The organism is Thermaerobacter litoralis (assembly GCF_054654595.1).
Genome location: NZ_BAAIES010000005.1, coordinates 172921 through 197766, shown reverse-complemented (window position 1 = coordinate 197766; position 24846 = coordinate 172921). Strand labels below are relative to the sequence as shown.

Annotated in this window: 20 protein-coding genes and 1 riboswitch; of the genes, 10 read left to right on the top strand and 10 right to left on the bottom strand. The window is 74.5% G+C overall.

Annotation, left to right across the window (positions count from 1 at the left end; translation table 11 throughout):
* Nucleotides 1-61 precede the first annotated feature (61 nt).
* The 3 genes from ACYQ02_RS04325 to ACYQ02_RS04315 all read right to left on the bottom strand — a co-directional run bounded on the left by ACYQ02_RS04325 (nucleotide 62) and on the right by ACYQ02_RS04315 (nucleotide 4796).
* Nucleotides 62-1183 (bottom strand): Ger(x)C family spore germination protein, encoded by a 1122-nt coding sequence (locus ACYQ02_RS04325; protein WP_460039205.1) that lies wholly within the window; start codon nucleotides 1181-1183, stop codon nucleotides 62-64.
* Complete coding sequence (locus tag ACYQ02_RS04320) at nucleotides 1180-2343, bottom strand: GerAB/ArcD/ProY family transporter (protein ID WP_460039204.1); 1164 nt, start codon at nucleotides 2341-2343, stop codon at nucleotides 1180-1182. The genes ACYQ02_RS04325 and ACYQ02_RS04320 overlap by 4 nt, the downstream gene beginning before the upstream one ends.
* Before the next feature lie 302 nt (nucleotides 2344-2645).
* Nucleotides 2646-4796: a spore germination protein gene (locus tag ACYQ02_RS04315; protein WP_460039203.1), complete on the bottom strand. Its 2151-nt coding sequence runs from the start codon at nucleotides 4794-4796 to the stop codon at nucleotides 2646-2648.
* Between the two features lie 196 nt (nucleotides 4797-4992).
* Between ACYQ02_RS04315 and ACYQ02_RS04310 the strand changes: the two genes are divergently transcribed.
* Nucleotides 4993-5961: a patatin-like phospholipase family protein gene (locus ACYQ02_RS04310; RefSeq protein WP_460039202.1), complete on the top strand. Its 969-nt coding sequence runs from the start codon at nucleotides 4993-4995 to the stop codon at nucleotides 5959-5961.
* 54 nt (nucleotides 5962-6015) lie between these two features.
* On the opposite strand, the gene ACYQ02_RS04305 is transcribed toward ACYQ02_RS04310, so the two are convergent.
* The gene (locus ACYQ02_RS04305) at nucleotides 6016-7662 is read right to left on the bottom strand and encodes an acetate--CoA ligase (protein WP_460039201.1); all 1647 of its coding nucleotides are present in this window, start codon (nucleotides 7660-7662) and stop codon (nucleotides 6016-6018) included.
* Between the two features lie 123 nt (nucleotides 7663-7785).
* Between ACYQ02_RS04305 and ACYQ02_RS04300 the strand changes: the two genes are divergently transcribed.
* The 3 genes from ACYQ02_RS04300 (at nucleotide 7786) to ACYQ02_RS04290 (ending at nucleotide 12765) form a co-directional block, all read left to right on the top strand.
* On the top strand, nucleotides 7786-9966 hold the full coding sequence (locus ACYQ02_RS04300) for an ABC-F family ATP-binding cassette domain-containing protein (protein ID WP_460039200.1): 2181 nt from the start codon (nucleotides 7786-7788) through the stop codon (nucleotides 9964-9966).
* Between the two features lie 474 nt (nucleotides 9967-10440).
* Nucleotides 10441-11775, top strand: a complete 1335-nt coding sequence (locus ACYQ02_RS04295; protein ID WP_460039199.1) for a Glu/Leu/Phe/Val family dehydrogenase — start codon at nucleotides 10441-10443, stop codon at nucleotides 11773-11775.
* 78 nt (nucleotides 11776-11853) lie between these two features.
* The gene (locus tag ACYQ02_RS04290) at nucleotides 11854-12765 is read left to right on the top strand and encodes a MurR/RpiR family transcriptional regulator (protein ID WP_460039198.1); all 912 of its coding nucleotides are present in this window, start codon (nucleotides 11854-11856) and stop codon (nucleotides 12763-12765) included.
* A gap of 19 nt (nucleotides 12766-12784) precedes the next feature.
* Here the strand turns inward: ACYQ02_RS04290 and sfsA are convergent, their stop codons facing one another.
* From sfsA to ACYQ02_RS04275, 3 genes are all read right to left on the bottom strand, one after another.
* Complete coding sequence (gene sfsA / locus ACYQ02_RS04285) at nucleotides 12785-13786, bottom strand: DNA/RNA nuclease SfsA (protein ID WP_460039197.1); 1002 nt, start codon at nucleotides 13784-13786, stop codon at nucleotides 12785-12787.
* Nucleotides 13783-14853: a biotin--[acetyl-CoA-carboxylase] ligase gene (locus ACYQ02_RS04280; protein ID WP_460039196.1), complete on the bottom strand. Its 1071-nt coding sequence runs from the start codon at nucleotides 14851-14853 to the stop codon at nucleotides 13783-13785. The genes sfsA and ACYQ02_RS04280 overlap by 4 nt, the downstream gene beginning before the upstream one ends.
* Nucleotides 14854-14925: 72 nt before the next feature.
* Nucleotides 14926-15363, bottom strand: coding sequence for a cupredoxin domain-containing protein (locus tag ACYQ02_RS04275; RefSeq protein WP_460039195.1), 438 nt, complete (start codon nucleotides 15361-15363; stop codon nucleotides 14926-14928).
* A 294-nt stretch (nucleotides 15364-15657) separates the two neighbouring features.
* On the opposite strand from ACYQ02_RS04275, the gene ACYQ02_RS04270 reads away from it, so the two are divergent.
* The gene (locus ACYQ02_RS04270; RefSeq protein WP_460039194.1) at nucleotides 15658-16794 is read left to right on the top strand and encodes a M48 metallopeptidase family protein; all 1137 of its coding nucleotides are present in this window, start codon (nucleotides 15658-15660) and stop codon (nucleotides 16792-16794) included.
* Between the two features lie 61 nt (nucleotides 16795-16855).
* On the opposite strand, the gene ACYQ02_RS04265 is transcribed toward ACYQ02_RS04270, so the two are convergent.
* Together ACYQ02_RS04265 and ACYQ02_RS04260 are read right to left on the bottom strand one after the other, a co-directional pair.
* Nucleotides 16856-17311, bottom strand: coding sequence for a hypothetical protein (locus ACYQ02_RS04265; protein WP_460039193.1), 456 nt, complete (start codon nucleotides 17309-17311; stop codon nucleotides 16856-16858).
* A 400-nt stretch (nucleotides 17312-17711) separates the two neighbouring features.
* Nucleotides 17712-18032 (bottom strand): helix-turn-helix domain-containing protein, encoded by a 321-nt coding sequence (locus ACYQ02_RS04260; protein ID WP_460039216.1) that lies wholly within the window; start codon nucleotides 18030-18032, stop codon nucleotides 17712-17714.
* Nucleotides 18033-18338: 306 nt separating this feature from the next.
* A riboswitch (SAM riboswitch) is annotated at nucleotides 18339-18457 on the top strand.
* A 95-nt stretch (nucleotides 18458-18552) separates the two neighbouring features.
* On the opposite strand from ACYQ02_RS04260, the gene metX reads away from it, so the two are divergent.
* Genes metX through ACYQ02_RS04245 form a run of 3 tightly spaced genes read left to right on the top strand, consistent with a single transcriptional unit; the run spans nucleotide 18553 to nucleotide 21314 of the window.
* Nucleotides 18553-19740, top strand: a complete 1188-nt coding sequence (metX, locus tag ACYQ02_RS04255) for a homoserine O-acetyltransferase MetX (protein WP_460039192.1) — start codon at nucleotides 18553-18555, stop codon at nucleotides 19738-19740.
* The gene (locus ACYQ02_RS04250; RefSeq protein ID WP_460039191.1) at nucleotides 19737-20837 is read left to right on the top strand and encodes a homoserine dehydrogenase; all 1101 of its coding nucleotides are present in this window, start codon (nucleotides 19737-19739) and stop codon (nucleotides 20835-20837) included. The genes metX and ACYQ02_RS04250 overlap by 4 nt, the downstream gene beginning before the upstream one ends.
* A gap of 57 nt (nucleotides 20838-20894) precedes the next feature.
* Complete coding sequence (locus ACYQ02_RS04245) at nucleotides 20895-21314, top strand: hypothetical protein (RefSeq protein WP_460039190.1); 420 nt, start codon at nucleotides 20895-20897, stop codon at nucleotides 21312-21314.
* 323 nt (nucleotides 21315-21637) lie between these two features.
* Here ACYQ02_RS04245 and ACYQ02_RS04240 read toward each other — a convergent pair whose 3' ends face one another.
* A complete protein-coding gene (locus ACYQ02_RS04240) occupies nucleotides 21638-22417 on the bottom strand; it encodes a hypothetical protein (RefSeq protein ID WP_460039189.1) in 780 nt (259 codons plus the stop codon).
* A 367-nt stretch (nucleotides 22418-22784) separates the two neighbouring features.
* Here ACYQ02_RS04240 and ACYQ02_RS04235 point away from each other — a divergent pair, with 367 nt between their 5' ends.
* Nucleotides 22785-24242, top strand: a complete 1458-nt coding sequence (locus ACYQ02_RS04235) for a D-alanyl-D-alanine carboxypeptidase family protein (protein WP_460039188.1) — start codon at nucleotides 22785-22787, stop codon at nucleotides 24240-24242.
* 140 nt (nucleotides 24243-24382) lie between these two features.
* Nucleotides 24383-24730 carry an alpha/beta-type small acid-soluble spore protein gene (locus ACYQ02_RS04230; RefSeq protein WP_460039187.1) on the top strand — a complete coding sequence of 116 codons (348 nt, stop codon included), beginning with the start codon at nucleotides 24383-24385 and terminating at the stop codon, nucleotides 24728-24730.
* Nucleotides 24731-24846: the final 116 nt, after the last annotated feature.

Here is a 24846-nt window from a genome sequence, read left to right as displayed (position 1 = left end):
GCTGCCGCCAGGTGGAGCCCGACCCCACCCGGCCCGGTGTTGATTAGTGGAAGGCGTCGCGTTAGTGGAAGGCGCCGCCCCGGCCGATGTTGACGCGCACCCGGACGTCGATCCGGGCCTGGGGCCACTGGGTGTGCCAGTCGCGGGACCGGAAGGCGGCGGGCTGCGCGATGCGCCAGTACTCGCCAAAGCCCAGGGGATCGCTGCCCATGGCCTGCAGCCGGTGCAGGAGCCGCTGGAGGGCGCGGGTCAGATCCCGCTCCGCCGCCTGCTCGAAGGCCCGGGGTGCGCCCCCCGTCGCCCCATAGACCTCCATCAAGGCCATGTTGAGCTGCACGTCGAAGCGGAAGCGGGGGGCGCCGCCGGGTCCCGGGGCCAGCGGCACGATCCGGGTATCCGCCCCCAGGGGGCGCAGGCCGATGCGCCGGCCATCGCCCAGCTCCACCTCCCATAGGGTGTTGCGGGCGTCCCGGATCAGCGCCAGCAACCGGGTTTCCGGCTCGGACAGGATGCCCACCAGGCGCCCGTCGCGGAAGGCGGCCACCTGGGCGACCCGCATCTGCCGCTGGGGGCCCGGGCCCACCACGGGAACCAGGGCGTCCCGTCCCGGCAGGAGGGTGTCGACCCAGACCCGCCAGTAGGGTACGGCCAGGGCGCCCGCCGCCTTGCCCCGGGCGCGGAAGACGTCGTCCAGGTAGAACTCGGGAAAGGTCTGCTGGGGCGGCTTGATGGCCAGGACGTGCGCAGGGTCGCCGGCGGCCACCACGAACCAGGCGGCCCGGGGGATGTCGGTGTTGTTCATCAGGACCTCCAGGATGGAGAGGATCCCCTGGCGCGCCAGGCGCTCCGAGACCCCCACGACCAGGATCTGGCCCAGGAAGAGGTCGCGGCTGGTGATCTCCCGCAGCGCCGCCAGGTTCTCCGACACCGTGCGCCCCCGGGTCTGGAGGACGACGAAGGCCGGCTCCTTGGGTGGGGGGCCGATGACGGTGCCGCCCGAGGGGACCAGGGCCCGGGGATCGGGGACCGAGGCCACCATGCGGACGCCGCCGTCCCGGGTCGTGTCGAAGGCGAGGCCCAGGACGACGGTGCGGCGGTCGATCTCCTCCAGATCCCAGCACCCGGCGAGGAGGACCGCCGCCAGCAGCAGGACCAGGGCCGCCCGGATCCTGGCGCCCTTCATGGCGCGGTGGTCACCCCCATCCTGCGCCAGCGGGCTACCAGCCAGAGCACCAGGGGGTAGGCCACGGCGGCGTAGAGTCCGCCGTACATCACCACCCGCCGTAGCAGGTCCACCTGGGCCTCGTCCTGGGGCGCCAGGCCGACGGCGGCCGCGGCCAGGGCCAGGAGGGGGAGCAGCCATGGCATCGCCCTCGGCCCAAGGCCAAGCCACACCGGCAAGCCCACGTAGTCGCTGACGAGGAAGACGGCGCTGGAGACGAACAGCACTGTCTGGTAGACCACCAGGCCGGGCAGGCCGAGTTCCTCCAGCAGGGCCAGGGGCACCTGGACGACCCGCAGGGCTTCCAGGGCCGGCCAGGCCAGCAGCGCTACGGCCCGATGGCCGAAGATGGCCAGGGTCGCCGCCGTCGCCACCACCTTGAACAGGGCCACGGCCAGATAGGTCATCAGGAGGGACCGCCGGTGGTCCTGGGGGCGCCGCACCACGGCCAGCTGGACCAGCAGGTGCTTGATCGGCACGAAGGGGAGGAACCCCACCGTGGGCACGGCGGCCAGGGCGCCCAGGGGGACGGGCCAGAGGGGCAGGAGCAGCATCGGGTCGACGTTGCGCATGGCGATGACCAGCATGGTCAGGGACGCCAGCAGCACGGGGACCAGCAGCATCTGGGCCAGGCGGTTGAGGGCCATGGGGCCCAGGCTCACCACCACCACGATCCCGGCCACCACCAGGGCCATGATGGCCCAGACCGGCGTGCGGGGCAGCAGGTAGGTCTGGACCACGATGATGAACTGGCGCAGGAAGTAGCCGAGGAAGAGCAGGCCGTAGAGCAGCGTCAGGCCGTTGGCGACGAAGGCGACGGGCCGGCCCAGCAGCAGGCGGGCGTACTGGTACACCGTCTGGCCGGGGAAGCGCCCCGCCAAATCCAGCATCGCCAGCAGCAGGGGCAGGCCCATCAGGGCGCCCAAGAGCTCCACCAGCCACCCGAAACGCCCGGCCGCCCGGGCCAGCCACATGGGCCCGTCGAGCAGCTGGAACTGGAACAGGGTGAAGAAGAACAGGGCCACCAGGCCCCGCCCCGAGATCCACACCCCCGCCCGCGTCATGCCCCGGGCCGGAGCCGGGGCGGATGGCCCGGGGCCCGTTCCTCCCGTCCCGCTCATCCCGTCGCCTCCGTCCTGCTCTGACCCGGTCCTGACCTGGGCGGCCGGCCGGGTGGCGGTCGCGGCGCGGGCCCTCTTCGCCCGCCCGGGGATCCGCCCGCCGGGGCGCCGCGGGTACCCCGGCGTTCCATGGCCCGCCACGGGGCTTTCGGCCAGGGCTTCCCAGAACCGGTGGGCGGACGGTCCCGCCGCCGCGCCCACCGTCCCGCGGCCCCGTGCCGGCGGTCCCGCCCGGTTCACGCCCAGGGTGGGGCCCGCCGCCCAGCCCCAGGCCGCCCGGCCCGCGCCCGCTTCCCGGCGGCTCAGGGGCGGTCGGCCGCGCCCTTCTCCCAGTGGGGCGGGCGGACGGCCATGCGCATCATCCGCTTCGGCCGGATGGGGCCGAAGGGTGTGGTGTAGGGCGCGCCCGCCGACTCGGCGGCGGCCAGGTGGGCCGCCACCAGCAGCATCCCCGCCACTAGCCCCGTCAGCCCGAAGGTGGCGCTGAGGCCGATCAGGGCGAACTTGAGGATGCGCCAGGTCAGGCCGAGGAAGTAGTTGGGGATGGCGAAGGAGGCGATGGCCGTGCCCGCCGTCACCACGATCACGATGCCCGAGACGAACCCGGCCTGGGCGGCCGCGGTCCCCAGCACGACGCCGCCGGCGATGCCCACCGTCTGGCCCACCGCGGCGGGCAGCCGCAGGCCGCCCTCGCGGAAGAGCTCGAACAGCAGCTCCATGGCGACCAGCTCCACCGCCGCGGGCATCGGCGTTCCCTGACGGATGCCGGCGCTGGCCAGGGCCAGCTTGGTCGGGATCAGCTCGGGGTGGAACCCCACCAGGGTGATGTACAGGCCCGGCAGGGCCAGGGAGATGAACAGGCCGACGATGCGCAGCAGGCGGACCGCCGTCCCCTGCCAGAAATTGACGTAGTAGTCGTCGGGGCTCTGGTACAGCTCGGCCAGGGACGTGGGCACGAACAGGGCGAAGGGGCTGCGGTCGACCAGGACGACCACCCGGCCCTCCAGCAGGGCGGCGGCCACCTTGTCGGTCCGCTCGGTGGCTTGGACCAGGGGGAAGATCGACGCCTTGCGCCCCGTCAGGTACTCCTCCACCGTGCCGCTCTCGATGATCGCCTCGGCGTCGATGCTCTGCAGCCGCTCCCAGACCTCGTCCACGATGGGTTGGGGCGCCAGGTTCTCGATGTACACCATGGCGACCGGCGTGCGGGTGCGCTTGCCCAGTTTGATCTTGCGAACCCGCAGGGACGGGTCCCGGATCCAGCGCCGGATCAGGGCCAGGTTGTCCGAGAGGGTCTCCACCAGGCCTTCCCGGGGCCCGCGGATGGTGCGCTCGGACTCGGGCTCGTCGGGCTGGCGCTTGGGCCAACCCTCGGCCCCGAAGGTCAGGATGTCGGGGACGCCGGCCACCACCAGGGCGGCCTTCCCCTCCAGGACGGCCTGGGCCGCCTGCCGGTAGGAGCGGGTCCGCCGGACCTCGGTGGCGATGGTGATGGCCTGGCGCAGTTCCCGGGTCAGCCGGCCGGCCACCTCCGGCGGAAGCACCGGCTGCCGGGTCCCGTGCTCCGGCGGGCGGGCGCCCCCACCGGCCCCGGTGGTCCCGTCCGCGATTTGGGAAGGCCCCCGTTGCTGCTGCCGCCGCAGCGCCCCTTCCGCCCCGGCCCCGTCCTGGGCGGCCGGTTCCTCCCCGGTCCGGGCTGCCGGCGGTTGCCCCGCCGGGGTGCCGGCTTCGGCGGCCGGCTTGCGGCCGGCCGCCCAGCGGGCCGCCGCCAGCCGCTGCAGGGGCTCCAGCACCGCCTCGCTGACGAACTTGGGGTCGACCACCCCTTCCGCGTAGACCACCAGCCCGGAGAGGAGGCCGAAGTGGAAGGGCCTGTAAACGATGTCGTCGCTGGGACCGATGTAATAGGCGAGCTGGCGCCGCGCCCGCTGCAGGTCGTGCCGGGCGGGCCCGGTCAAGCGGCGGTAGCCGCCCGGAACCTCCTGGGCGTGGTCCAGCAGGGTGTCGATGGCGGCCAGGGTGCGCCGGGTGTGGCGGCGCAAGAGCTTGAGGGCCCTCCGGGACGTGGGGTCGATGTGGGTGGCCGGCACGTCGCGCCGCTTGCCGCCAACCGGCGGCGTCGGCGGCAGCATGTTGGCCACGGCCCACCATCCCGCCGGGCCGTCGTAGCGGATCTCGGTGATCCCCCGGGCCCGGGGCCCCGCTTCGGCCCCGTGGCCGCGCAGGCCGGCCCGCTCCGGAGCCCCGGCGGCCTGGCCGGTCGACGCCCGCCGCCCTCCACCCGCCGCCGGGGCGGGACCCTGGCGGGAGCCGGCACCTGGGGCATCGCCGGCGCCCGGCCCCCGGACGCCAGCGCGCCCGGGAGCGGGGCTTGCGCCATCGCCGCCCGGCGCGTCGCCGCCCGGAGCGTCCCCGGATCGTCGCGGGGTGAACCAGGAGAGCCAGCCGCCCACGGTCCGCACCTCCTGACCGTGGGATAGCCTTTCCGGATCGGGGCCCGTTCACCCGGAGATCGGGGCCCGTTGACCTGGAGGGCCAGGGCCCGGCGGCCCGCATATCTTGTCACGACGGTCCATGCCTCGAGACGACGGTCCATCGACACCATGGTCCAGCGCGGGCGGCTTGCCCGCGGGGAGGAGGCGAACCCGATTGAACGCCGACGCCGTCCTGTCCGGCGGTGGGGTGCGGGTCATCGCCCTGATCGGGGCCCTGGAGGTGGCGGAGGAACGGGGGTACCGCTGGGTCAACCTGGGCGGCACCTCCGGCGGGGCCATCGTCGCCGCCTTGCGGGCCGCCGGGTACACGCCCGCCGAGATGCGCCGGCTGATGGAGACCACGGACTTCGCCCGCTTCCGGGACCGGGATGCCCTGGACCGGGTGCCGCTGGCGGGCGGCCTTCTCAGCCTGCTACTGGAGAACGGCCTCTACGAGGGCCAGGCGCTGGAGGACTGGCTGGCCGACCTTCTGGCCCAGAAGGGCGTGCGGACCTTCGCCGACCTGGAGCTGCCGCCGAGCCTGGCGGGGGACGACCCCCGCTTCCGCTACCGGCTCCAGGTGGTGGCGGCCGACGTCACCCGGCGGCGGATGCTGGTCCTTCCCCGGGACCTGCCCGACTACGGCCTCGACCCGGCCCGCTTCCCCGTCGCCCGGGCTGTCCGCATGAGCGCGGCGCTGCCGTACTTCTACGAGCCCGTGCCCCTGGTCTACCCGGGCCCCGACGGGCCGGCCACCAGCCTGGTGGTGGACGGCGGGCTGGTGGCCAACTTCCCCGTCTGGCTGTTCGACGTCGAAGGGGTCCCGCCGTGGCCCACCTTCGGCTTCCGGCTGGCGGATCCGGTGGACCAGGCGGTCCCCTTCGACGGTCCGCTGGGATACCTGATCGCCCTGGTCAGCACCGCCCTGGAGGCGCGGGAGGAACTGGCCAACGCCCACAGCGCCGCCCGGACGGTGGCCGTGCCGAGCCTGGGGGTGCGCACCACCGACTTCGAACTGGACGGCGCGACCCGCCGCCGGCTCTACCAGGCGGGCCGGGAGGCGGCGAGCCGGTTCTTCCGGCAGTGGGACTTCGCCCGCTACAAGCAGGCCTTCCGCGGCCAGGCGGGGCCGGTGGCCGTGTGAGCCGGGACCTCGGGCCCGCCGTCCGGAGATGGCGGCTCAGCCGGCCCCCGCCGGTCACGCCGCCGGGCCCGCGTCACCTCCGCCGGACCCGCTGCCGCCGGCGCGGGCACCGGCCTTGCGCTGCATCTCCCGCTCCCGCAGCTCCACCCGCCGGATCTTGCCGGAGATGGTCTTCGGCAGGTCGGGCACGAACTCGATCTCCCGCGGGTACTTGTAAGGGGCCGTGGTGTTCTTGACGTGCTCCTGGAGCTCCGCGGCCAGGGCCTCGCTGGGGGCGTAGCCGGGCGCCAGCACCACGAAGGCCTTGACGATGCTGCCGCGGACGGGATCCGGGCTGGCCACCACCGCCGCCTCGGCCACGGCGGGGTGTTCCACCAGGGCGCTCTCCACCTCGAAGGGGCCGATACGGTAGCCCGCGCTGATGATCACGTCGTCGGCCCGGCCGACGAACCAGAAGTAGCCGTCCTCGTCCATGATCCCGCGGTCGCCGGTGATGTACCAGGGGCCCACCCGGCGGCCGGCCGTCCCCTCGGGGTCCTTCCAGTACTCCCGGAAGATCCCCACGGGCCGCTCCGGCTCGACCCGGATGGCGATGTCCCCCTCCTGCCCGGGCGGCAGTACCCGCCCCTGCTCGTCGATGATGGCCACCTCGGCATGGGGCGACGGCTTGCCCATGGAGCCCGGCTTGACGGGCAGGCCCGGCCAGTTGGCGATCATGCAGACGGTCTCCGTCTGGCCGTAGGCGTCCCGGATGGTCACGCCCGTCGCCCGCTCCCAGATGTGGATCACCTCGGGGTTCAGGGGCTCCCCCGCCGACACGCAGGAGCGCAGGCTGGAGAGGTCGTAGCGGTCGAGGGGCTCCAGGACCAGCAGGCGGTAGACGGTGGGCGGCGCGCAGAGGCTGGCGGGCCGGTGCCGCCCGATCAGCTCCAGGGTGCGCCGGGGGTCGAACTTGCCGGGCTTGTGATCGACCATCACCTGGGCGCCGGCCACCCAGGGGCCGCAGAAACTGGACCAGGCGGCCTTGGCCCAGCCGGTGTCCGACACGTTCCAGTGCAGGTCGCCGGGTTTGAGGTCGCACCAGAGCTCCCCGGTCACCCGGTGGCCCAGCGGGTAGCTGTGCTCGTGGAGGACCATCTTGGGATACCCGGTGGTGCCGGAGGTGAAGTAGATCAGCATGGGATCGGTGGCCGCGGTGATCTCGCCCTCATCGGGCGGCGCGGCGGCCACGGCGGCCTCGTATTCGACCCAGCCGGGGCGGGTTCCACCCACCACGATCCGCGCTCGCAGCGACGGGCACCGGTCGGCGACGGCGTCGACCCGCTCGGCCACCTCGGGGTCGGCGATCACCGCCGCCGCTTCCGTCCGCTCGATCCGGTAGAGCAGGTCGCGGGCGGTGAGCAGGGTCGTCCCTGGCGCGGGGATGGCGCCCAGCCGGATCAGCCCCAGCATGGCCTCCCACCAGGCCACCTCCCGCCCCAGCACCAGCAGGACCCGGTCGCCGCGGCCGATGCCCAGGGAGCGCAGCAGGCCCGCCACCCGGCGGGAGCGCTCGGCGAAGTGGCGGAAGGTGAAGGGGTGGCCGGCGCCGTCGTCGTCGACCCACAGCATGGCCGGGCGCTCCGGGTCCTCGGCCCAGCGGTCGATGGCGTCGCGGGCGAAGTTGTACCGCTCCGGCACCTCGATCCGGAAGGTCCCCATCGTCGCATCCCCCTTGGACGTGGACTCCTGGACGATGCTTCGCCGGCCGCCCGCCGATTCCTGGCGATGGAAGAACGCGGCCCCTCGACAGGCCGGTCGCCAGCCGGTACAAGGAGGAAGGAGGTGAGGGCCGTGGCGCCCGCAGGGGCAAACCGCGCGGTGATCCTGGAGGCCCGCGCCGTGACCCGGCATCTGGGCGGCCGGCCGGTCCTTGAGGGGGTCGACCTCCAGGTCCGGGAAGGGGACCGGCTGGGCCTGGTCGGGCCCAACGGGGCCGGCAAGTCGACCCTGCTGCGGATCCTGGCCGGGGTCCTGGAGCCCGACGGGGGCGAGGTCCAGCGGGCCCAGGGCCTGCGGGCCGGCTACCTGCCCCAGGATCCCGCCGCCGTGGACGGGGCCACGGTCCTCGACGCGGTGCTGGCCGGGTTCGACCAGCTCCTGGCGCTGCGCCGGGAGCTGGCTGAGCTGGAGCACGCCATCGCCCGGGCGGCCGGGGCGGCGGGGGCGGCGGGGGCGGTGGGGCCCGCGCCGCGGGATGCAGCCGCTTCAGCCGAGGACGATGCGCTGGGACGGCTCTTGGACCGGTACGGTCGCCTGCAGGAGCGGTTCCAGCAGCAGGACGGCTACGCCATGGAGGCGCGGGCCCGCCAGATCCTGGCGGGGCTGGGCTTCCGGTCTTCGGATCTGGACCGGCCCCCGGCGGCCCTGAGCGGGGGCCAGCGGGTGCGCCTGGGGCTGGCCCGGGTGCTGGTGGCGCGGCCGGAACTGCTCCTCCTGGACGAGCCGACCAACCACCTGGACGTGGAGGCCGCCGCCTGGCTCGAAGGGCACCTGGCCGCCTACCCCGGCGCCGTCGTCCTGGTCTCCCACGACCGGGGGCTGCTGAGCCGGGTGTGCACGCGCATCGCCGAGCTGGCCGGCGGCCGCCTCGAGCTCTACGACGGCAACTACGAGGCCTACCGCGCCGAGCGCCGGCGCCGGCGGGAACAGGCGGCCGCCGCTTACCGCACCTACCTGGAGGAACGGCGGCGGCTGGAGGCCTTCGTGGCCCGCTACCGGGCGGGCAACCGCGCCACCCAGGCCAAGGACCGGGAGCGGAAGCTGGAGCGGCTGGATCGGGAGGCGCCGCCACCCCCGCCGCCCCCGCCGCCGCTGCCGCGGATCCGGCTGGAGGCGGGCCCCCCGTCCCACCAGGTGGTCTTCCGGCTGGAGGGCGCCGGCCACCGCTACGGCGACGGGCCGTGGCTCTTCCGCGGCCTGGACGGGGAGGTGCGGCGGGGCCAGCGCATCGGCGTGCTCGGTCCCAACGGGGCCGGCAAGTCCACCTTGCTGCGGCTCCTGGCGGGCGTCCTGGAGCCGGCCGCCGGCCGGGTCGTCCGGGGGGAGGGGGTGCGCTGCGGTTACCTGGACCAGTTGCTGGGCCTGGACGACCCGCGGCGCACCGTGCTGGAAGACTACATGGCCGCCACGGGGACGACGGTGGCCGAGGCGCGCCATGCCCTGGCCCGGTTCCTCTTCCGCGGCGAGGCGGTGCACCAGCCGGTGGGCTCCCTCAGCGGCGGGGAGCGCAGCCGGCTGATCCTGGCGCGCCTGGCCGCCCTGCGGGCCAACGTCCTCATCCTGGACGAGCCCACCAACCACCTGGACCTGGAGACCCGCGAGGTGCTGGAGGAGGCGCTGGCCGCCTACCCCGGCACGTTGATCGTCAGCAGCCACGACCGGACCTTCCTGGAGACCCTGGTCGAGACGATCTGGTGGGTCGAGGACGGCCGCATCGAGCGGGCGCCGGGCCCCTTGAGCCGCTGGCTCGCCGCCCGGCTGCAGACCCGGGCGGAGGAACCGGCCGCGCCGGCGGCGGGCCCGGGGGCCGGGGACGGGCGCGTCCCCTCGGCGCGGGGAGCCGGTTCGTCCGCCGGCCCGCGCGGGCCGATGCCGCCGCCGGAGGCGGGTCCGGGGCGCCGGGCGGCAGGAACGGAGGGCCGCGCCGGTGGGGCGGCTGGGGCCCGGGTGAGGCCGGCCCTGCGGCCGGGGGACCGGCGCCGCCTGGCCCAGCAAGTGGCAGCCCTGGAGGAGGTCATCCTTCGCCTCGAGCAAGAGCAGGCCGAGCTGGTCGCCCGGCTGTCCGATCCCGCCTTCCTGGCACGGGGCGGCGCGGAGGTGGCCGCGGCGGCCCGCCGGGCTGAAGAAGTGGCCCGGGAGCTGGAGGTCCGCGTGGACGAATGGGAGGCCCTCAGCCAGGCCCTGGAAGGGACGACCGTTTCGGGTCCTGGGCGCGAGGGCGGGGGCGCAGGGGCGCCGGCCTGACCTCTGTTGCGATGCGAAGGGGCCAGGGGCCCCACGGACCGGCGGCGGGCCGCGCGCCCGGCGATGACGGCGATCCTGCAGCGGCGTATAATGCTGACGGAAGACTTGCTCCACCATCGGAATCCCCAGCGAGCGGTGTCCGAGACCGCAGCGGGGCCGCGGCGGAGCCTTTCTTCCGGCAGCGGGGTTCTCCCGGAGCCAGGGGCCGGTCCGGATCGGTTTTCGAAAGGACCGGTTCGCCAAAGCAACGGGGTGAGCACCGCTGGCAACGGGTTGCAACGGGATGAAGCCGGCCGCCGGAGGACCGGGACGCCCGTCCCGGCGGGGGCCGGTGAGGGAGCGGGTTGGCAGAGCCGGGCGCGCGATCCCCCGCGTGATCCCCGTGATCCCTGGGGGGGACGGGCGCCCGCGCCGGCCGGTCGGGCTGCCAGGCGGCCGGCCGCAGCATACGCCCGCGAGGGGGAACGACGCGCCATGCCGGAGGCACAGCACTCGCCTCTGAGGGCTGCCCAGAGACAGCTGGCCGCCGTCGTCGAGCGGCTGGGGCTGGGGCCCGATGTATACGAGCTGCTCAAGGAGCCGGCCCGGGTGATCGAGGTGTCCATCCCCGTACGGATGGACAACGGCCGGCTCAAACTTTTCAAAGGTTATCGCGCCCAGCACTGCGACGTCCTGGGTCCGACCAAGGGGGGCATCCGGTTCCACCCCCGGGTCGACCTGGACGAGGTCAAGGCCCTGGCCATCTGGATGACCTTCAAGTGCGCCCTGCTGGGGTTGCCCTACGGCGGCGCCAAGGGCGGCGTGATCTGCGACCCGCGGGAGCTGTCCCGCCGCGAGCTGGAAGAACTCAGCCGCGGCTACATCCGGGCGCTGGCCGGGTTCATCGGCCCGGACCGGGACATCCCGGCGCCCGACGTCAACACCTCGGACCAGGTCATGGGCTGGATGCTGGACGAGTTCTCCCGGATCACCGGCCACCCCAACCCGGCGGTGATCACCGGCAAGCCCCTGGTGCTGGGCGGGTCGCGGGGCCGCGGCGAGGCCACCGGGCGCGGCGTCGTCGTCACCATCCGCGAGGCCGCCAAGGTGCTGGGCATGGACATGCACCACATGACCGCGGCGATCCAGGGCTTCGGCAAGGTGGGCAGCTGGGTGGCCCGCTACCTCCACCGCTCGGGGACGCGGGTGGTGGCGGTGGTCGACGCCTACGGCGGCGTGTACAACCCCCAGGGCCTGGACGTGGAGGCCCTCTTCGCCTACGGGCGCCAGAACGGCACGGTCCGCGACTTCCCGGGGGGCCAGCCCATCGATAACGAGGCCCTCTTCCGCCTGCCCGTCGACGTCCTGGTGCCGGCGGCCCTGGAGAACGTGATCACCGAGGAGAACGCGCCCCACATCCAGGCGCGGATCATCGCCGAGGGGGCCAACGGGCCCACCACCCCCGAGGCCGACGAGATCCTCTACCGGCGCGGGATCTTCGTCCTGCCCGACATCCTGGCCAATGCCGGCGGCGTGACGGTCTCCTACTTCGAGTGGGTCCAGAACCTGATGCAGTACTACTGGTCGGAGGAACAGGTGGTCCGCCAGCTGGAGCGGCTGATGGTCAGCGCCTTTAAGGCGGTCTACCGCTGCCACGTGGAGGAATCGGTGCCCATGCGGCTGGCGGCCTACATGGTCGCCATCGACCGGCTGGCGGAGGCGCTGATCGCCCGCGGCTGGGTGCCGGCCACCGATTACCATCACGTTCCCCAGCCGGAGCCGGCGGAGGCCACGATGGACGTCTTCCGCGAACCGGCGGCGTCGGTGTAACGTGGTGGCAGAACGCGGGAAATCGGGCAAGGGCCGGCCCGCCGGAGGCCGGCCCTTGCCGTATGGCGGGAGGCGGTCATGGCGAGCTTTGCCGAGCGGCTGCGCAAGCGGGCGGGGCGGCTCAGCCGCGCCCAGCGGCAGCTGGCCGAGTTCATCCTGCAGAACGAGCCCCGGGCGGCCTTCATGACGGCGGCGCGCCTGGGGGCCGCCGTCGGGGTCAGCGAGTCCACGGTGGTGCGGTTTGCCATCGCCCTGGGCTACAGCGGCTATCCCGAGCTGCAGCGGGACCTGCAGGACCAGCTGCGGGCCCGCCTGTCCGCGGCCGACCGCCTGGTGCTGGCCGAGGAGCGGGGCGAGCGGGCGGAGACGATCCTGGACACGGTGCTGCGCACCGACATGGAGAACATCCGCACGACCCTGGCCAGCCTGCCGCGGGACCGCTTCGCCGAGGCCGTGGGGGCCTTGCAGCGGGCCCGGGCGATCTACGTGGTCGGCCACCGCAGCGCCGCCGCCCTGGCCCACTACCTGGGCTACTACCTGCAGCTGATGCTGCGGAATGCCCGCACTCTGACCCAGGCCGGCACGGTGCTGGAGGAACTGATGGCCGCCGGGCCCGCCGACGTGGTGGTGGCCATCACCTTCCCCCGTTACGCCCGCGCCACCGCCGAGGCCTTCCGCCTGGCCGCCCAGCGGGGTGCCCGGACGATCCTGATCACCGACAGCGTGGTCTCCCCGCTGGTCGAAGAGGCCAGCATCGTCCTGCCCGCCAAGTCGGAGTCGCCCTCCTTCGCCGATTCCCTGGTGGCCCCCCTCAGCGTGATCAACGCCCTGATCACCGCCGTCGCCCTGGCCCAGCCCGAGCGGGTGCGAGCGGCCCTGCGGGAGCTGGAGGACGTCTGGGACCGGCAGGGCACCTACCTCAAGGAAGAACGCCGCTCGGAGCGCATCGTCGGACCGGGCGAGGTGGCCGGCCCCAGCGAGGGCCTGTAGGCGACGGGGCCGGCTGCCCTCATGCCTCCACGACCGGGATCGAGTCCAGCACGGTGATGGCCGCCGGCGTCACCCGGCAGCGGTAGGCATAGGCCTCCACCCCGGCCGCCCGGGCCCGGGAAAGGGCTGCGGCGAAGGCGGGATCGGCCCGCCGGTGGGGTGCCAGGCCGGCCGCGTCGTCCCGCTGGACGAACCAGACCACGGCGGCCCGGTAGCCCTGCCGGACCGCCGCCGCCAGCTCCTCCAGGTGCCGGGCGCCGCGGGCCGTCGGGGCGTCGGGGAAGAGGGCCGTGGCCCCTTCCACCAGGTTGCAGGACTTGGTCTCCACCAGGCAGGGCGGGGCGGGCGGGTCCGCCTGATCCAGGCAGAAATCCAGGCGGCCGGCCCCCCAGGCCACCTCCGCCCGCCAGCGCCGGTAGGCCGCGAAGGGCGGCAGGGCGCGCCGGTCAAGGGCCGCCGCGAAGAGCCGGTTGGGCATGCGGGCATCGACGGAGACCCACCGCTCCTGGTCGCGGACCAGCAGCAGGTCGCCGGCCGTCCGCCGGGGGGCCGGGTGCGGGGGCCGGGAAACCGGACTCCCCTGCCGCCGGGACCCGGCGGCGCCCGGGCTCGCGCCGGGCGGTGCTGGATCGCGGCCTTCTCCGGCCGCCCCGGCGGGACCCGGGGAAGCGCCGGGCGGGTCGGCTGGCGCTCCCGTCGCCCCCGGCGGGATCCAGGCCAGGCCGGGCGTGCCGGGCTGCAGCAGCTCGGCCATGCGGCCGGAGTTGGGCAGGTGGAGCCGCAGGACGGTGCCGGGAGCCACCGCCGGGGGGGTCCCCGAGGCCCTGCCGGACGCCTGCAGGCCCGCCCGGCCGTCGGGGCCGGCTGCCGCCACGGCGGCTTCCACGGCGAAGCGGTTGAGGCGCCGGACGACGATCACCGGGGTCAGGGGGGAGGGCCAGGGGACGATCACCGCCGGGGCGGCGGCCGCCCGCACGGGTTCGGCGACGGCCCGGGCCGGAGGACGGCGGCCGGCCGTCACCGGGATCCGGCCTCCGGCGTGCCGCCCAGGGGCCTGAGGCGCTGCACGTCCCCGGCCAGGATGCGGCGGCGCGTGCCGCCGGCCTGTTCGACCACCAGGGAGCCGTCGGCTGCTACGTCCAGGGCGATGCCCTCCACCTCGCCCCCGGGCAGGACGATCCGAACCGGCTCCCCCAGCCAGGCGGCCCGACTGCGCCAGGCGGCCAGGACCGGTTCGCCGCCCTCACCGTGGAGCTGGAGGTAGCGGGCCTCGAGCCGCTGGAGGATGGTTTCGGCCACGTCGTTGACCGTGACCGGCTGCGGGGCCTCCCGGCCAAGCCAGGTGATCCGGTCCGCCAGTTCCTCCGGCACCGGCTCCCCCTGGACGTCCAGGTTGACGCCGATCCCCGCCACCACGTACTCGGCGCCGTGGGGATGGGTGACGGTCTCCAGCAGGATGCCGGCGATCTTGCGGTCGTCGACCAGCACGTCGTTGGGCCACTTGACGGCCACGGGCCGGCCGGCCAGGAGCTCGACGGCCTCGGCCACGGCCGTGGCCACGGCCAGGGTCAGCAGGGGCAGCCGCTCGGGGGGAAGGGTGGGGCGGAGGATGAGGGACATCCACAGCCCGCCGGGCGGGCTCCACCAAAAGCGGCGCAGGCGGCCGCGGCCGGCCACCTGGCGGCCGGCGACCACGACGGTCCCCTCCGGCGCCCCGCCTTCGGCCAGCCGCCGGGCCACGTCGTTGGTCGAACCCACCTCCGGGTACCAGTGGACGGTGTGGCCCAGCCGCGACCCCAGCCGCCGCGCCTCCAGCAGCTCGGGGACGAACCGGCGGGCCGCCAGCTCCCGGGCAGCCCCGGGATCGAGGGTGTAGCCGTGGTGCGGCCGGCCTTCCACCGGCCAGCCGTCCCGGCGCAGGGATTCGATGTGCTTCCACAGGGCCGTGCGGCTGATGCCCAACCGGCCGGCCAGGTCCGCACCCGAAACGGGCCCGCCGCCGGCGGCCAGAAGGGCGGCCAGCACCCGGCTGCGGGCGCGGGCGGCCGGGGCGGGATCGGGTGCCGGTGACAACTCCTTCGCGGGCATGGCGTCGCCTCCCGGCAACACCATACCACGGCCGAGGGCCGGCGCTCGCAGGCCCCGCGCCGCAACGGGACCCTAGCGGTCGGCGTCGGCGGGGTGGACCACCAGGACCCCGCGCATCCCCTTCTCGTAGTGGCCGGGCATGTGGCAGGCCAGCTCAAAGCGGCCCGGCACGTCGGCGTTGAAGATCAGCCGCACGCTGGTTCCCGGCCGGAGTCCGGCCACCTCCAGGCCGTAGCCGCCGATCTCCAGCTCGTGTTCCTCCCGTCCGGTGTTGATCAGGGTCAGCCGCACCCGGGTCCCCTGGCGGACTTCGATCACCGCCGGTTCATAGGCGTACTCCGTCAGGCGGATCACCCGGTCGGCCGTGGGCCGCCCCGGCGCGGTGACGCCGGCCACCGGCTCCTGGGCCCGGCGGAGGTGGAGTCCCAGGGCGCCCGCCAGCAAGGCGGCCGAGACCAGCAGGGCGATCACCGAGCGGGTGGCCGGCCCGGGTGCAGCCCCGTCGGACACGACGGCACCTCCTTCAAGGGGGCCGGCCCGGCCGGTCGGGGACCGGCCGGGTTCCTTCCGGGACCAATGTATGCCATCCGGTGGCCCTTCCATTCGGGGCCGGGCGCCCCTTTTCGCGGGCCGGCGCGGGCCGGCGCGCGGGCCGGCGCGTCCTTTTGGGGCCCGGGGAGGAGCGGCGACCGGCCGGGCGAACCATGACCATGGTTGACGGGAAGCCCGCGGCCGGCGGCGGCTCGGGCTTCGCCCCGCCGGGCCGGCCCGAGGCCCGGCGGGAACGGGCGAGGAGGGGGTTGGATGGGCAGGGCGGCGGGTGGGGGACGAACCGGCGGGGCGCCGGCGGGCGGCGGGCGGTCTGGGGCCCGGGGGCCGGCGCCGGAACGCCGGGACCCCCGGCACCAGGAGGCGGATAGGCCAGCGGCGGACCCGGGCCGGGGCCCCGGCCGGTCCCGGGAGGCCGGCCGGCGGCCGGAGCCGGCCGGGTTGCCCGCCGGCCTGCCCGCCTACACCGTCCGGGTCAGCGCCCGGGCGCGCCGGGTGCGGCTGGTCCTCTCGCCGGCCGACGGCCTGGTGGTCGTGGTGCCGCGGGGCTATGCGCTCCACCGGGTGCCCCAGGTGGTCGCCCAGCACGCGGGGTGGATCCAGCGGGCCCGGCGCCGCCTGGAGGAAGAGGCGCGCCGGGCCGGCGGCAGCGGCAACGCCCCACCGGAGCCGGCGCCCGGTCTACCGGCCGCCCCGCCGAGCCCGCCGGCCTGGGTATGGTTGCGGGCCCTGGGCGAGGTGTGGCTCGTGGGGGGCGCGCCCGGCCCGGAGCCGGCCGTGCCGTCCCGCCGGCCCCCGGCGGCCGGGCCGGCCGCGGGCGGGCCGGTGACGCCCTCCTCACCGCCCGCGGCGCCGGCGCCCCCCGCCGGGGCGGGGACCCCCGGGTTCTGGCCGGCCGGCCCGGCCGCCGCGGCCCTCCCCCAAGAGGTACCGGTGGCGGGCCGGATCACGCTGCCCGCCGGTGCCCTGGAACGGGGACCGGCCGCCTGGGCCCCGCCCCTGCGGGCCTGGCTGGCGCGGCGGGCCCGGGCCACCCTGCTGCCCTGGCTTGAGGCCCTGGCCCGGGAGCGGGGCTTCCGGCTGGCCGGTGCGTCCGTCGGGTGTCCCAAGACCCGGTGGGGAAGCTGCTCGGCGACCCGTCACATCCGGCTCAGCCTGAAGCTCCTGTTCCTGCCGCCGGAGCTGGTCGAGCACGTGCTGATCCACGAGCTGTGCCACACGGTCCACCTGCACCACGGGCCGGCCTTCTGGGGGCTGGTGGCCCGCCACGATCCTCGGGCGGCGGAGAACCGCCGCCACCTGCGGGCGGCGTGGAGCTACGTGCCGGCCTGGTTGCGGCCCGCCCGGTCCATCGGGCCCTCGGTGGCCGACGGCGAGGTGCCCCTCCCCTAGCAGCCCGTGTAGTAATGCCATTGGCTCCCAAAGCCGCTCGTCTTTGAAAACGTCAGACGCCTTAGGACATTCCGTCCAGCTGGCGTACTGGTTGCACTTCCTGACTGGCGAGCGCCTGGATTTCCGTCATACGCTGCCGTACATCATTAGGTAGCGGCACGTACATCAGGGAAATGCCCGGGGCCAGCCTGCCGCGAAGGTGCTTCTCCATGATCCCAAAAAACTCTTCACTTGTCAGAACGAGGATGCGTATGGGAGCGTCGATAAGCGTGAGGTAGTATAGCTCGGCTACCGCTGCGTTTATCTTGCCCGCTGGCTTCTTCCCTCCGGAGGTCTTGCCCGAAGCGGACTTGATCGATGCCACTACTCTGCCGTCGTCGGAGACCGCGTCGAATTCGTGGGTGCCACCGGCGACGAGCTTTAGTACCCGGGACTTGAATGGCACCCCAAATTGCTGGGCGAGGTGCTGACGTACGACATCTTCCACGACCCGCTTGAGGTAAAGGGTGTTGGCCATCGGGACGACCACCTTTTTGGAGTTGACCCGCTTTGGAGTTGACCCGGTTTCGTGGACAGGTTGAGGCTTACGCGACAACCCCTTCCTGTGAATGAGTCTTTCGCTCCTGCTGCCAACGGTCCTCGTACTCGTCGGGCGAGAGGGAACCAAGGGCCGAGGGACGCCGCTACCGGTTGTAGAACCCTTCGACGTACTCGAAGATCGCCATGCGGCAGTTGATCCCGTGTGGGCCAGGCTTGGCGGTCGAGGAGCTCCCGTTGCAGGGGCGCGTCGAAACTCTCCGCCATCGCGTTGTCCAGCGCATCGCCCACAGGACCCATTGATCCGGCGATGCCCAGGGCCTCCAAGCGACGGGTGAACGCTAACGAGGTGTCCTATGCCCCATGGTCGGCGTGGTGGATCAGGGCGGGCCCTGGCCGGCGACGCCGCACCGCCATGGTAACGGCGTCCACCAGCAACTCCGCGACGGGCCGGTCCCCCCATGGCCCAGCCACCACGGCACGGGAGAAGGCATCGATGCTACGTGAGGTCTGCCACCCATATCCGGTTGGGGGCATCGGGCACAAACTCCCGATGCAGCCGGTCGGGGGTCGACCGGGCGGCGGGGATCCCGGCGGGTGATCCCCCGGGTCCGGCGCCGGTGCACGCCACAGAGCCCCATGGCCCGCATTAGCCGGGCGACCCGCTTCCGACCCCAGCGGACCCCATGCGTCCACCGCAGCTCTCAATGGGTGCGGGGCGCACCATCCGTGCCCCGGCGGAACTCGGGAGGGTCCGGCGGCTTGGTGGCCGGCATGGGGATCACCCTTTCCGGGGCTTACGCCCCAAGTGCCGGGGTGTCCACGAAACCGGGGCAAGTCCAGTGCGAGTCACCTCCGGGATGTGGACTGGCTACCAATCCCTTGGCTCGCCAACCGCCTTTCCCTTCTGGGACCCACACTCTTCAGCCCAGAGCCAGGAGGTCGTTGACCTCCCCGCCCGGGCATGCTAGCATCACTCTCAACAGCCACAACAGAGCGCGTCTGCTCTCTTATCCAGAGTGGCGGAGGGACTGGCCCGATGAAGCCCGGCAACCGCCGGCCGCGCCGCAGCGGCCGGTAAGGTGCCAACTCCTGCAGGATCCGGCCGGATCCTGAGAGATGAGAGGGCGCCGGAACTCCTTTCGGCCCTTCCCTCTCGGGAGGGGTAATTTCGTATCCGGAACCCCTTCGGGGAGCGGGCGCGGGAGGGAGGGGGACGCGGTGATCCCCTGTCGCGGCCGTGTGGACATCGGGCCGCTGCAGCTGGAGCTGGGCGGCCACCTGCCCCGGGTCGAACTGGCCTTCGAGACCTGGGGGCGCTGGGATCCCCGGCGGCAGAACGCCGTCCTCATCTGCCACGCCCTGACCGGCGACGCCCACGTCGCCGCCCACGACCCCGCCGACCGCCCGGGCTGGTGGGAGGAGGCGGTGGGCCCGGGCAAGCCCATCGACACCCGCCGCTGGTTCGTCCTGTGCAGTAACGTCCTGGGGGGCTGCTACGGGTCGACCGGGCCTTCCAGCCCCATGGCGCCGGGGGCCGGTCCCTGGGGCGGGCGCTTCCCCACCATCACCGTCCGCGACATGGTCCACGCCCAGCGCCGCCTGCTGGACGCCCTGGGCATCCAGCGGCTCGCCCTGGTGGTGGGCGGCTCGCTGGGCGGCATGCAAGCCCTGGAGTGGGCCTTCACCTATCCCGACCGGGTCGACGCGGTGGCGGTGCTGGCCGCTCCGCCCGCCGCCTCGCCCCATGCCATCGCCTGGAACGAGGTCCAGCGCCAGGCCATCTTCGCCGATCCGGCCTGGCAGGGCGGGGATTACCCCAGCGAGCAGCCGCCGCGCCGGGGACTGGCGCTGGCCCGCATGCTGGCGATGACCACCTACCGCGGTCGCGAGGAGTGGGCCCTGCGCTTCGGCCGGGCCGAGGTGCCGCCGGGGACCGATCCGGTGGCCGAGCGGCTGGGCGGTTACGCCACCGCCGCCCGTTCCGGCGCTGAAGCCTTCCGGTTCCAGATCGAGAGCTACTTGCACTACCAGGGGGAGAAGCTGGTGCGCCGCTTCGATCCGGCCACGTACGTGACCTTGACCCGGGCCATGGACCTGCACGACGTGGGCCGGGACCGCGGGGGCCTGGAGGCCGCGGCCGGCCGGGTGCAGAGCCGGGTCTACGTCCTCGGCATCACCTCGGACCTGCTCTACCCGGTGGACGAGCAGCGGCCCCTGGTGCGGGCCCTGCGCCGGGCGGGCAAGGACGTCGCCTGGCACGTCTGGCGGGCCCCCTGGGGCCACGACAGCTTCCTGGTCGACGCGGCGGGTGTGGCCCGGCGGGTCATGACCTGGCTGGAGGAACCGGCCGCCTCGCCGGCGGCCCCGCCCGGCGCGGTGGCCGCCGTGGGGGAGGGGCGCCCGTGAGGGGTCCCGTGGTGGCGCTGCTGGGTTTGGGCACCGTGGGCAGCGCCGTGGCGCAGCGGCTGCTGGATCCACCCCCCTGGCTGGTCGAGCGGCTGGGCGGCGTGCCGCGGCTCAAGGGGGCGCTGGTGCGCCACCCGGATAAACCGCGGGCCGCCGCCGTCGACCCCGCCCTGCTGACCACCGACCCGGAGCGGCTCTTGGCCGATCCGGAGGTCGACGTGGTGATCGAGCTGATCGGAGGGGTCGAGCCCGCCCGCCGCTACGTGCTCCAGGCCCTGGAGGCCGGGCGTCACGTCATCACGGCCAACAAGGCCCTGCTGGCTGAGTCCCTGGCCCCCCTGGTGGCCGTCGCCCGCCGGTCGGGGGTGGAACTGGCCTTCGAGGGGGCCGTGGCCGGGGGCGTGCCCATCATCCGGCCGCTGCTGCGGTGCCTGGCCGCCAACCGGGTGCGGCGCCTGCGGGCGGTGCTGAACGGCACCTGCAACTTCGTGCTCACCCTGGTCGAGCAGGGCGCCAGCCTGGACGAGGCGGTGCGGGCGGCCCAGGCCGCGGGCTACGCGGAGGCCGATCCCAGCGACGATCTCTCCGGCCGCGACGCCGCCCGCAAGCTGGCCATCCTGGCGATGCTGGTCACCGGCGAGCCGGTGGACTGGACGAGCGTCGAGCGGCGGGGTCTGGACGACCCGGCCTTCCGCCGGATCCTGGAGGCGGCGCCCGCCGCCGGCCCCGGCCAGGAGGCCCGCTGGCGGCTGGTGGCCACGGCGGAGTGGACCGGGCCCGCGCCCCGGCTGACGGTGCAGCCGGAGCTCTTGCCACCCCACGATCCGCTGCTGCAGGCGGCCGGGGTGGAGAATATGATCCTCATCGAGGCGGATCCGGTGGGCGCCGTGCGCTTCGCCGGGCCGGGGGCCGGCGGCGAGGCCACGGCCAGCGCCGTGCTGGCCGACCTGATCGCCATCTGGCGCGGCGACCGGCTGCCCCTGCCCGCCCTGGACGGCCGGCCCCGGGCGGCAAGCCGGGTGCCGGGCGGCGCCTTCGACAGGGAATGGCAGGATCCGGCCGCGGCGGCGGTTAAACTCAGATTGAGGGAAGGTTGAGCGGGCCGCCGGGCGCGCCCTGGGGCGGGTCCGGCGGGTCCTCCAGGGGGGAGCGGCATGGGCCCCAGGCATCTCGCCCAGTGCTACCGGTGCCGGCGCACCTTTGAGGCGGACCGGCGGGGTGCCCGCTATTGCCCGGATTGTGAGCGGGAGCAGCGGCGCCGGTTCCGCGTGCTGCCCGGGGGCCGGGATCCCCGGGCCCGGGGGGTGGTGCGGCCCGGCGGGATCCGGTCCGGATCTCCGGGAACCCGGTGGCGGGGCACGGCGCTGCGCCGTCGTGCCGGCTCGCGGCCCTGGCGCTCCCACTGGGCCTGGCGGCGGTGGCACCAGCCTTTGCGCCTGGTGGCCGTGGTGGCGATGGCCGCCGCCGCCCGGGTCGCCTGGGACCTGACCGACGCCGGACCGTGGCCGGTGGAGTGGCTGGTCTACCTCGTCGGCGCCGCCTGGATCTGGAACCGGCGGGACGAGGCGGCCTGACCGCGGCCCCGCCCGGGCGGCGGTCAGGCCTCTGGTGCAGGTTGCTTCGCGGGATCGCACAAGGAACGCGGCGGCGGGTCTCCGCCGCCGTCGTCGTTGGGACGCGGTGTGCCGGACTCGTACCAGGCTGGTACCGGACGTGGACCGGACGTGGACCCGACGGGACGGGTTTCGCCCCGACCCGGCTGGACGCCGGCCCGGGCTCAAGCCTCGACGGCCTCCCGCGGCCGCGGGCGGCCGCTAGCCTCCTCGGGCCTCGGATGGCCGCAGGCCTCTTCGGCCCTCGGGCGGCCGCGGGTGACCTTCAACGGCCGTCGGGCCGGCTAGGGCCCGCCGTCGGGCCGGCGAGGGCCGTCGCCGGCCTCCCCGGCCGGTTCCACCACCACCTCGAGCCCGGCCTCCCGCAACCGCTCGGCCAGCTGGCGGCGGGTGCCCTCCAGCCGGACGCGCCGGGGGCGCAGGGCCTTGAGCAGCCCAACCGCCAGGTCCTCCTTCTCCAGCGGCACCCGGGGATCCAGGTGGCCCTCCAGGAACTCCCGGTACAGGGGCGGACCGCCCGGCTCGCGGATCACCAGAGTGGACCCCTGCCCTTCGACCCAGAGTTCCGCCGGGCCTTCGGCCGGTGGCCGCAGGGTGCCCAGGAACTGCTTCAGCGCCCGCTCCAGCCAGAGCTGCTGCAGGCCCGTCCGCGCCAGCTCCGCCACCAGGCTGCGGAGGAACCGCTCGCCGCGGAAGCGCAACCAGCCCAGGATGCTCAGCCGCCCGTGCTGGATCAGTTCCGGCAGGAGCAGGGCCGCGGTGCCGCGGGCCAGGGGCGGCTGGGTCAGCAGGGGGAGGCTCTGCTTCCAGACCGCCAGGCGGTCGTCGGGGTCGACTGCGGCGTAGCGGGAGTCCAGGTGGTCCAACAGCATCTCCGGCAGAACGACCTGGTGGACGAAGTGGGACGCGGCCTGCGCCGCCGGCTGGGGCACGAACTCGGTGAGGAAGACCCAGCGCTGGCGCGACCGGAACACGGTGTAGACCAGCCGCTGTTCGTCCAGCACCCGCTGGAACTCCGACGGGTGGGTTTCCACGGAGATGGCCAGCTGTCCCTGCCCGCCCATGGGGCCAACCTCCCGATGGTCCCGGCCACCGGGGCCGGCGGCCCACCCGGCCTGCGGCCCGGTGGCTCCGGTTATCCCTTAGTCTATGCGGGCGACGTGCGTCGCTCCTGCCGGCCGGCTGCCATGGCGGCCCACATCGTCAGCCGCCGCGGGCCGTGGCTGACATCCAACCCGCCCGCCGTTCTCGAGCGCTTCCCCACCGCCCGCCCTAGTCCCGCCGCCCCGCGGGGAACCGGGCCGCCGCTGGCAGGATCTACCGTCAGCAAGGGCGCCGGAGCCGGGAGGAACCGGCGGGCCCGGTGGCCAACAGCCTGAAGGATATCCCCGCGGATGGGCCGTTCCGCATGGTGAGGAGGTGCCATTGGGGTTGGCGGGAGGGCATGACCGGCCGCCGGCCGGCGGGCCGCAGGGGAGGGGCGGCGCGCGGCGGCGGCTGCAGGCGGGGCCCGGTGCGGCACCCCGGAGGCGGGGCCGGCGCCGGGCCGGGTTCGTCCTGTGGTTGGTGTGGACGCTGGTGCTGGGCACCGTGACGGCCGTCCTGCCCGGCATGGCCGGGCCCGGCGGCGCACCCGGCGGCTTGCCCCGGGCCGAGGCGGCCGAGGGCGCTCCTGAGCGTCCCCCCGCGGCCGACGCCCGGGCCGCGATCCTCATCGACGCCGCCACGGGCCAGGTCCTGTTCGAGCACAATGCCGACGAGAGCATGCCCATGGCCAGCACCACCAAGATCATGACCGCCCTGCTGGCCATCGAGCGGGGGGACCTGCACCAGGTCATCGCCACCAGCGAGCGCGCCTTCGGCGTGGAGGGATCCAGCCTCTACCTGGCCCTGGGCGAGCAGCGCACCCTGGAGGAGCTGCTCTACGGGCTGATGCTCCAGTCGGGCAACGACGCCGCCGTGGCCATCGCCGAGGGCGTCGCCGGCTCGGTCGAGACCTTCGTCGACTGGATGAACCAGCGGGCCCGGGACCTGGGACTCGAGCACACGCACTTCGCCGATCCCCACGGCCTGGCCAGCCGTGACCACTACACCTCGGCGCGGGACCTGGCCACCCTGGCCCGCGTGGCCATGGCCAACCCCACCTTCCGGCGCATCGTGGGGACGCGGGAGTACCGGATGCCCTGGCCGGAGAAGCAGTCCGAGCGGGTCCTCTACAACCACAACCGCTTCCTCTGGCGTTACGAGGGGGCCACCGGCGTCAAGAACGGGTACACCAGCGCCGCCCGCGGCGCCCTGGTCGCCTCGGCCCGCCAGGACGGCGTGGAGCTCATCGGCGTGCTGCTGGGCGCCCACCCCACCGGCATGTACCGGGACATGGCGGCCCTGATGGACTGGGGCTTCGCCCGCTTCCGTCCCCTGGAGCTGGTGCGGGCCGGGGAGGCCGTGGGTCGCGTCCCCGTCGAGGGCGGCCAGGAGGCGGCCGTCGGGGCGGTCGCGGCCTACGGCGCCCGCTGGCTGGTTCCTCGGGACGAACCGGCCCCCGCGGTGCACAAGGACGTGGAGCTGGAGGCCGGCCTGCGGGCACCCCTGGCCAAAGGCGCGCGGGTGGGCACGCTGGTCGTCCGGGTCGGCGACCAGGTGGTGGACCGCATCCCGCTGCTGAGCGACCGGGGCGTCGAACCGCTGACCTTGTGGCAGGCGACGACCCGGGAGCTGGGGCGGCGGCAGCCGGTGGGCTACGCCGCCGCGCTGGGGGTGCTGGTGGTCCTGTGGGGCACGGTGCGCTGGCGCCGGTACGTGCTGGCCCGGCGCCGCTGGCGGCGCCGGGTGGCCGCCTTCAACCCCGTCTGGTACGCCTTCCGGGCCCGTGACCCGGGGGCGGACTGAAGGGGTCCCGGGCGCGGCCCCTGGGGCTTGCAGGTTCGTCCAGCCGTGGCAGGGATGGGGGGTATCGGCCCCGGCGGGCTTCCCACACTACGAATGGCCCGTCTTTCGCGGCCGAATACCGAACCTGAGGTGGTGCCTCGATGGCCAGACGACGCGGCGCCGGCGACCTGCTGGTTCCCGGCGCGCAGCCGGGGCTGGACCGCTTGAAGATGGAGGTCGCCCAGGAGATCGGCCTGGTGCCGCCGGGGATGACCTCGCCCGCGGCATATGATGCGGCCCTCGACCGGCAGAAGTGGGAGGTGGCCGAGGAGCTCGGCCTGGCCCACCAGATCCGCGAGCGGGGCTGGGGCGAGATGACGACCCGGGATTGCGGCGCCATCGGCGGCCGCCTGGGCGGCCGCTTGGGCGGTCAGATGGTCCGGCGCATGATCGCCCTGGCCGAGCAACAACTGGCGGGGAACGGACCCACGGCCGGTCCAACCTGGTAGTCGGCACCCCAGTCGGTAGACGGTACAATCGAGGAAAGACGGGGTCGGGCGGCGACCCGGGCAACCGGGTGGCCGCCTTTTTGCGCGTGGCGCCGCGGGGAGCGGTCCCTCGCCGG

Excerpts from the sequence above, each read along its gene's own strand:
- ACYQ02_RS04280 (WP_460039196.1), bottom strand. The coding sequence starts at position 14,853 with ATGCCCGCGAAGGAGTTGTCACCGGCACCCGATCCCGCCCCGGCCGCC.
- ACYQ02_RS04290 (WP_460039198.1), top strand. The coding sequence starts at position 11,854 with ATGGCGAGCTTTGCCGAGCGGCTGCGCAAGCGGGCGGGGCGGCTCAGC.
- ACYQ02_RS04230 (WP_460039187.1), top strand. The coding sequence starts at position 24,383 with ATGGCCAGACGACGCGGCGCCGGCGACCTGCTGGTTCCCGGCGCGCAG.
- ACYQ02_RS04240 (WP_460039189.1), bottom strand. The coding sequence starts at position 22,417 with ATGGGCGGGCAGGGACAGCTGGCCATCTCCGTGGAAACCCACCCGTCG.
- ACYQ02_RS04325 (WP_460039205.1), bottom strand. The coding sequence starts at position 1,183 with ATGAAGGGCGCCAGGATCCGGGCGGCCCTGGTCCTGCTGCTGGCGGCG.
- ACYQ02_RS04295 (WP_460039199.1), top strand. The coding sequence starts at position 10,441 with ATGCCGGAGGCACAGCACTCGCCTCTGAGGGCTGCCCAGAGACAGCTG.
- ACYQ02_RS04245 (WP_460039190.1), top strand. The coding sequence starts at position 20,895 with ATGGGCCCCAGGCATCTCGCCCAGTGCTACCGGTGCCGGCGCACCTTT.
- ACYQ02_RS04320 (WP_460039204.1), bottom strand. The coding sequence starts at position 2,343 with ATGAGCGGGACGGGAGGAACGGGCCCCGGGCCATCCGCCCCGGCTCCG.
- ACYQ02_RS04270 (WP_460039194.1), top strand. The coding sequence starts at position 15,658 with ATGGGCAGGGCGGCGGGTGGGGGACGAACCGGCGGGGCGCCGGCGGGC.
- ACYQ02_RS04265 (WP_460039193.1), bottom strand. The coding sequence starts at position 17,311 with ATGGCCAACACCCTTTACCTCAAGCGGGTCGTGGAAGATGTCGTACGT.
- ACYQ02_RS04305 (WP_460039201.1), bottom strand. The coding sequence starts at position 7,662 with ATGGGGACCTTCCGGATCGAGGTGCCGGAGCGGTACAACTTCGCCCGC.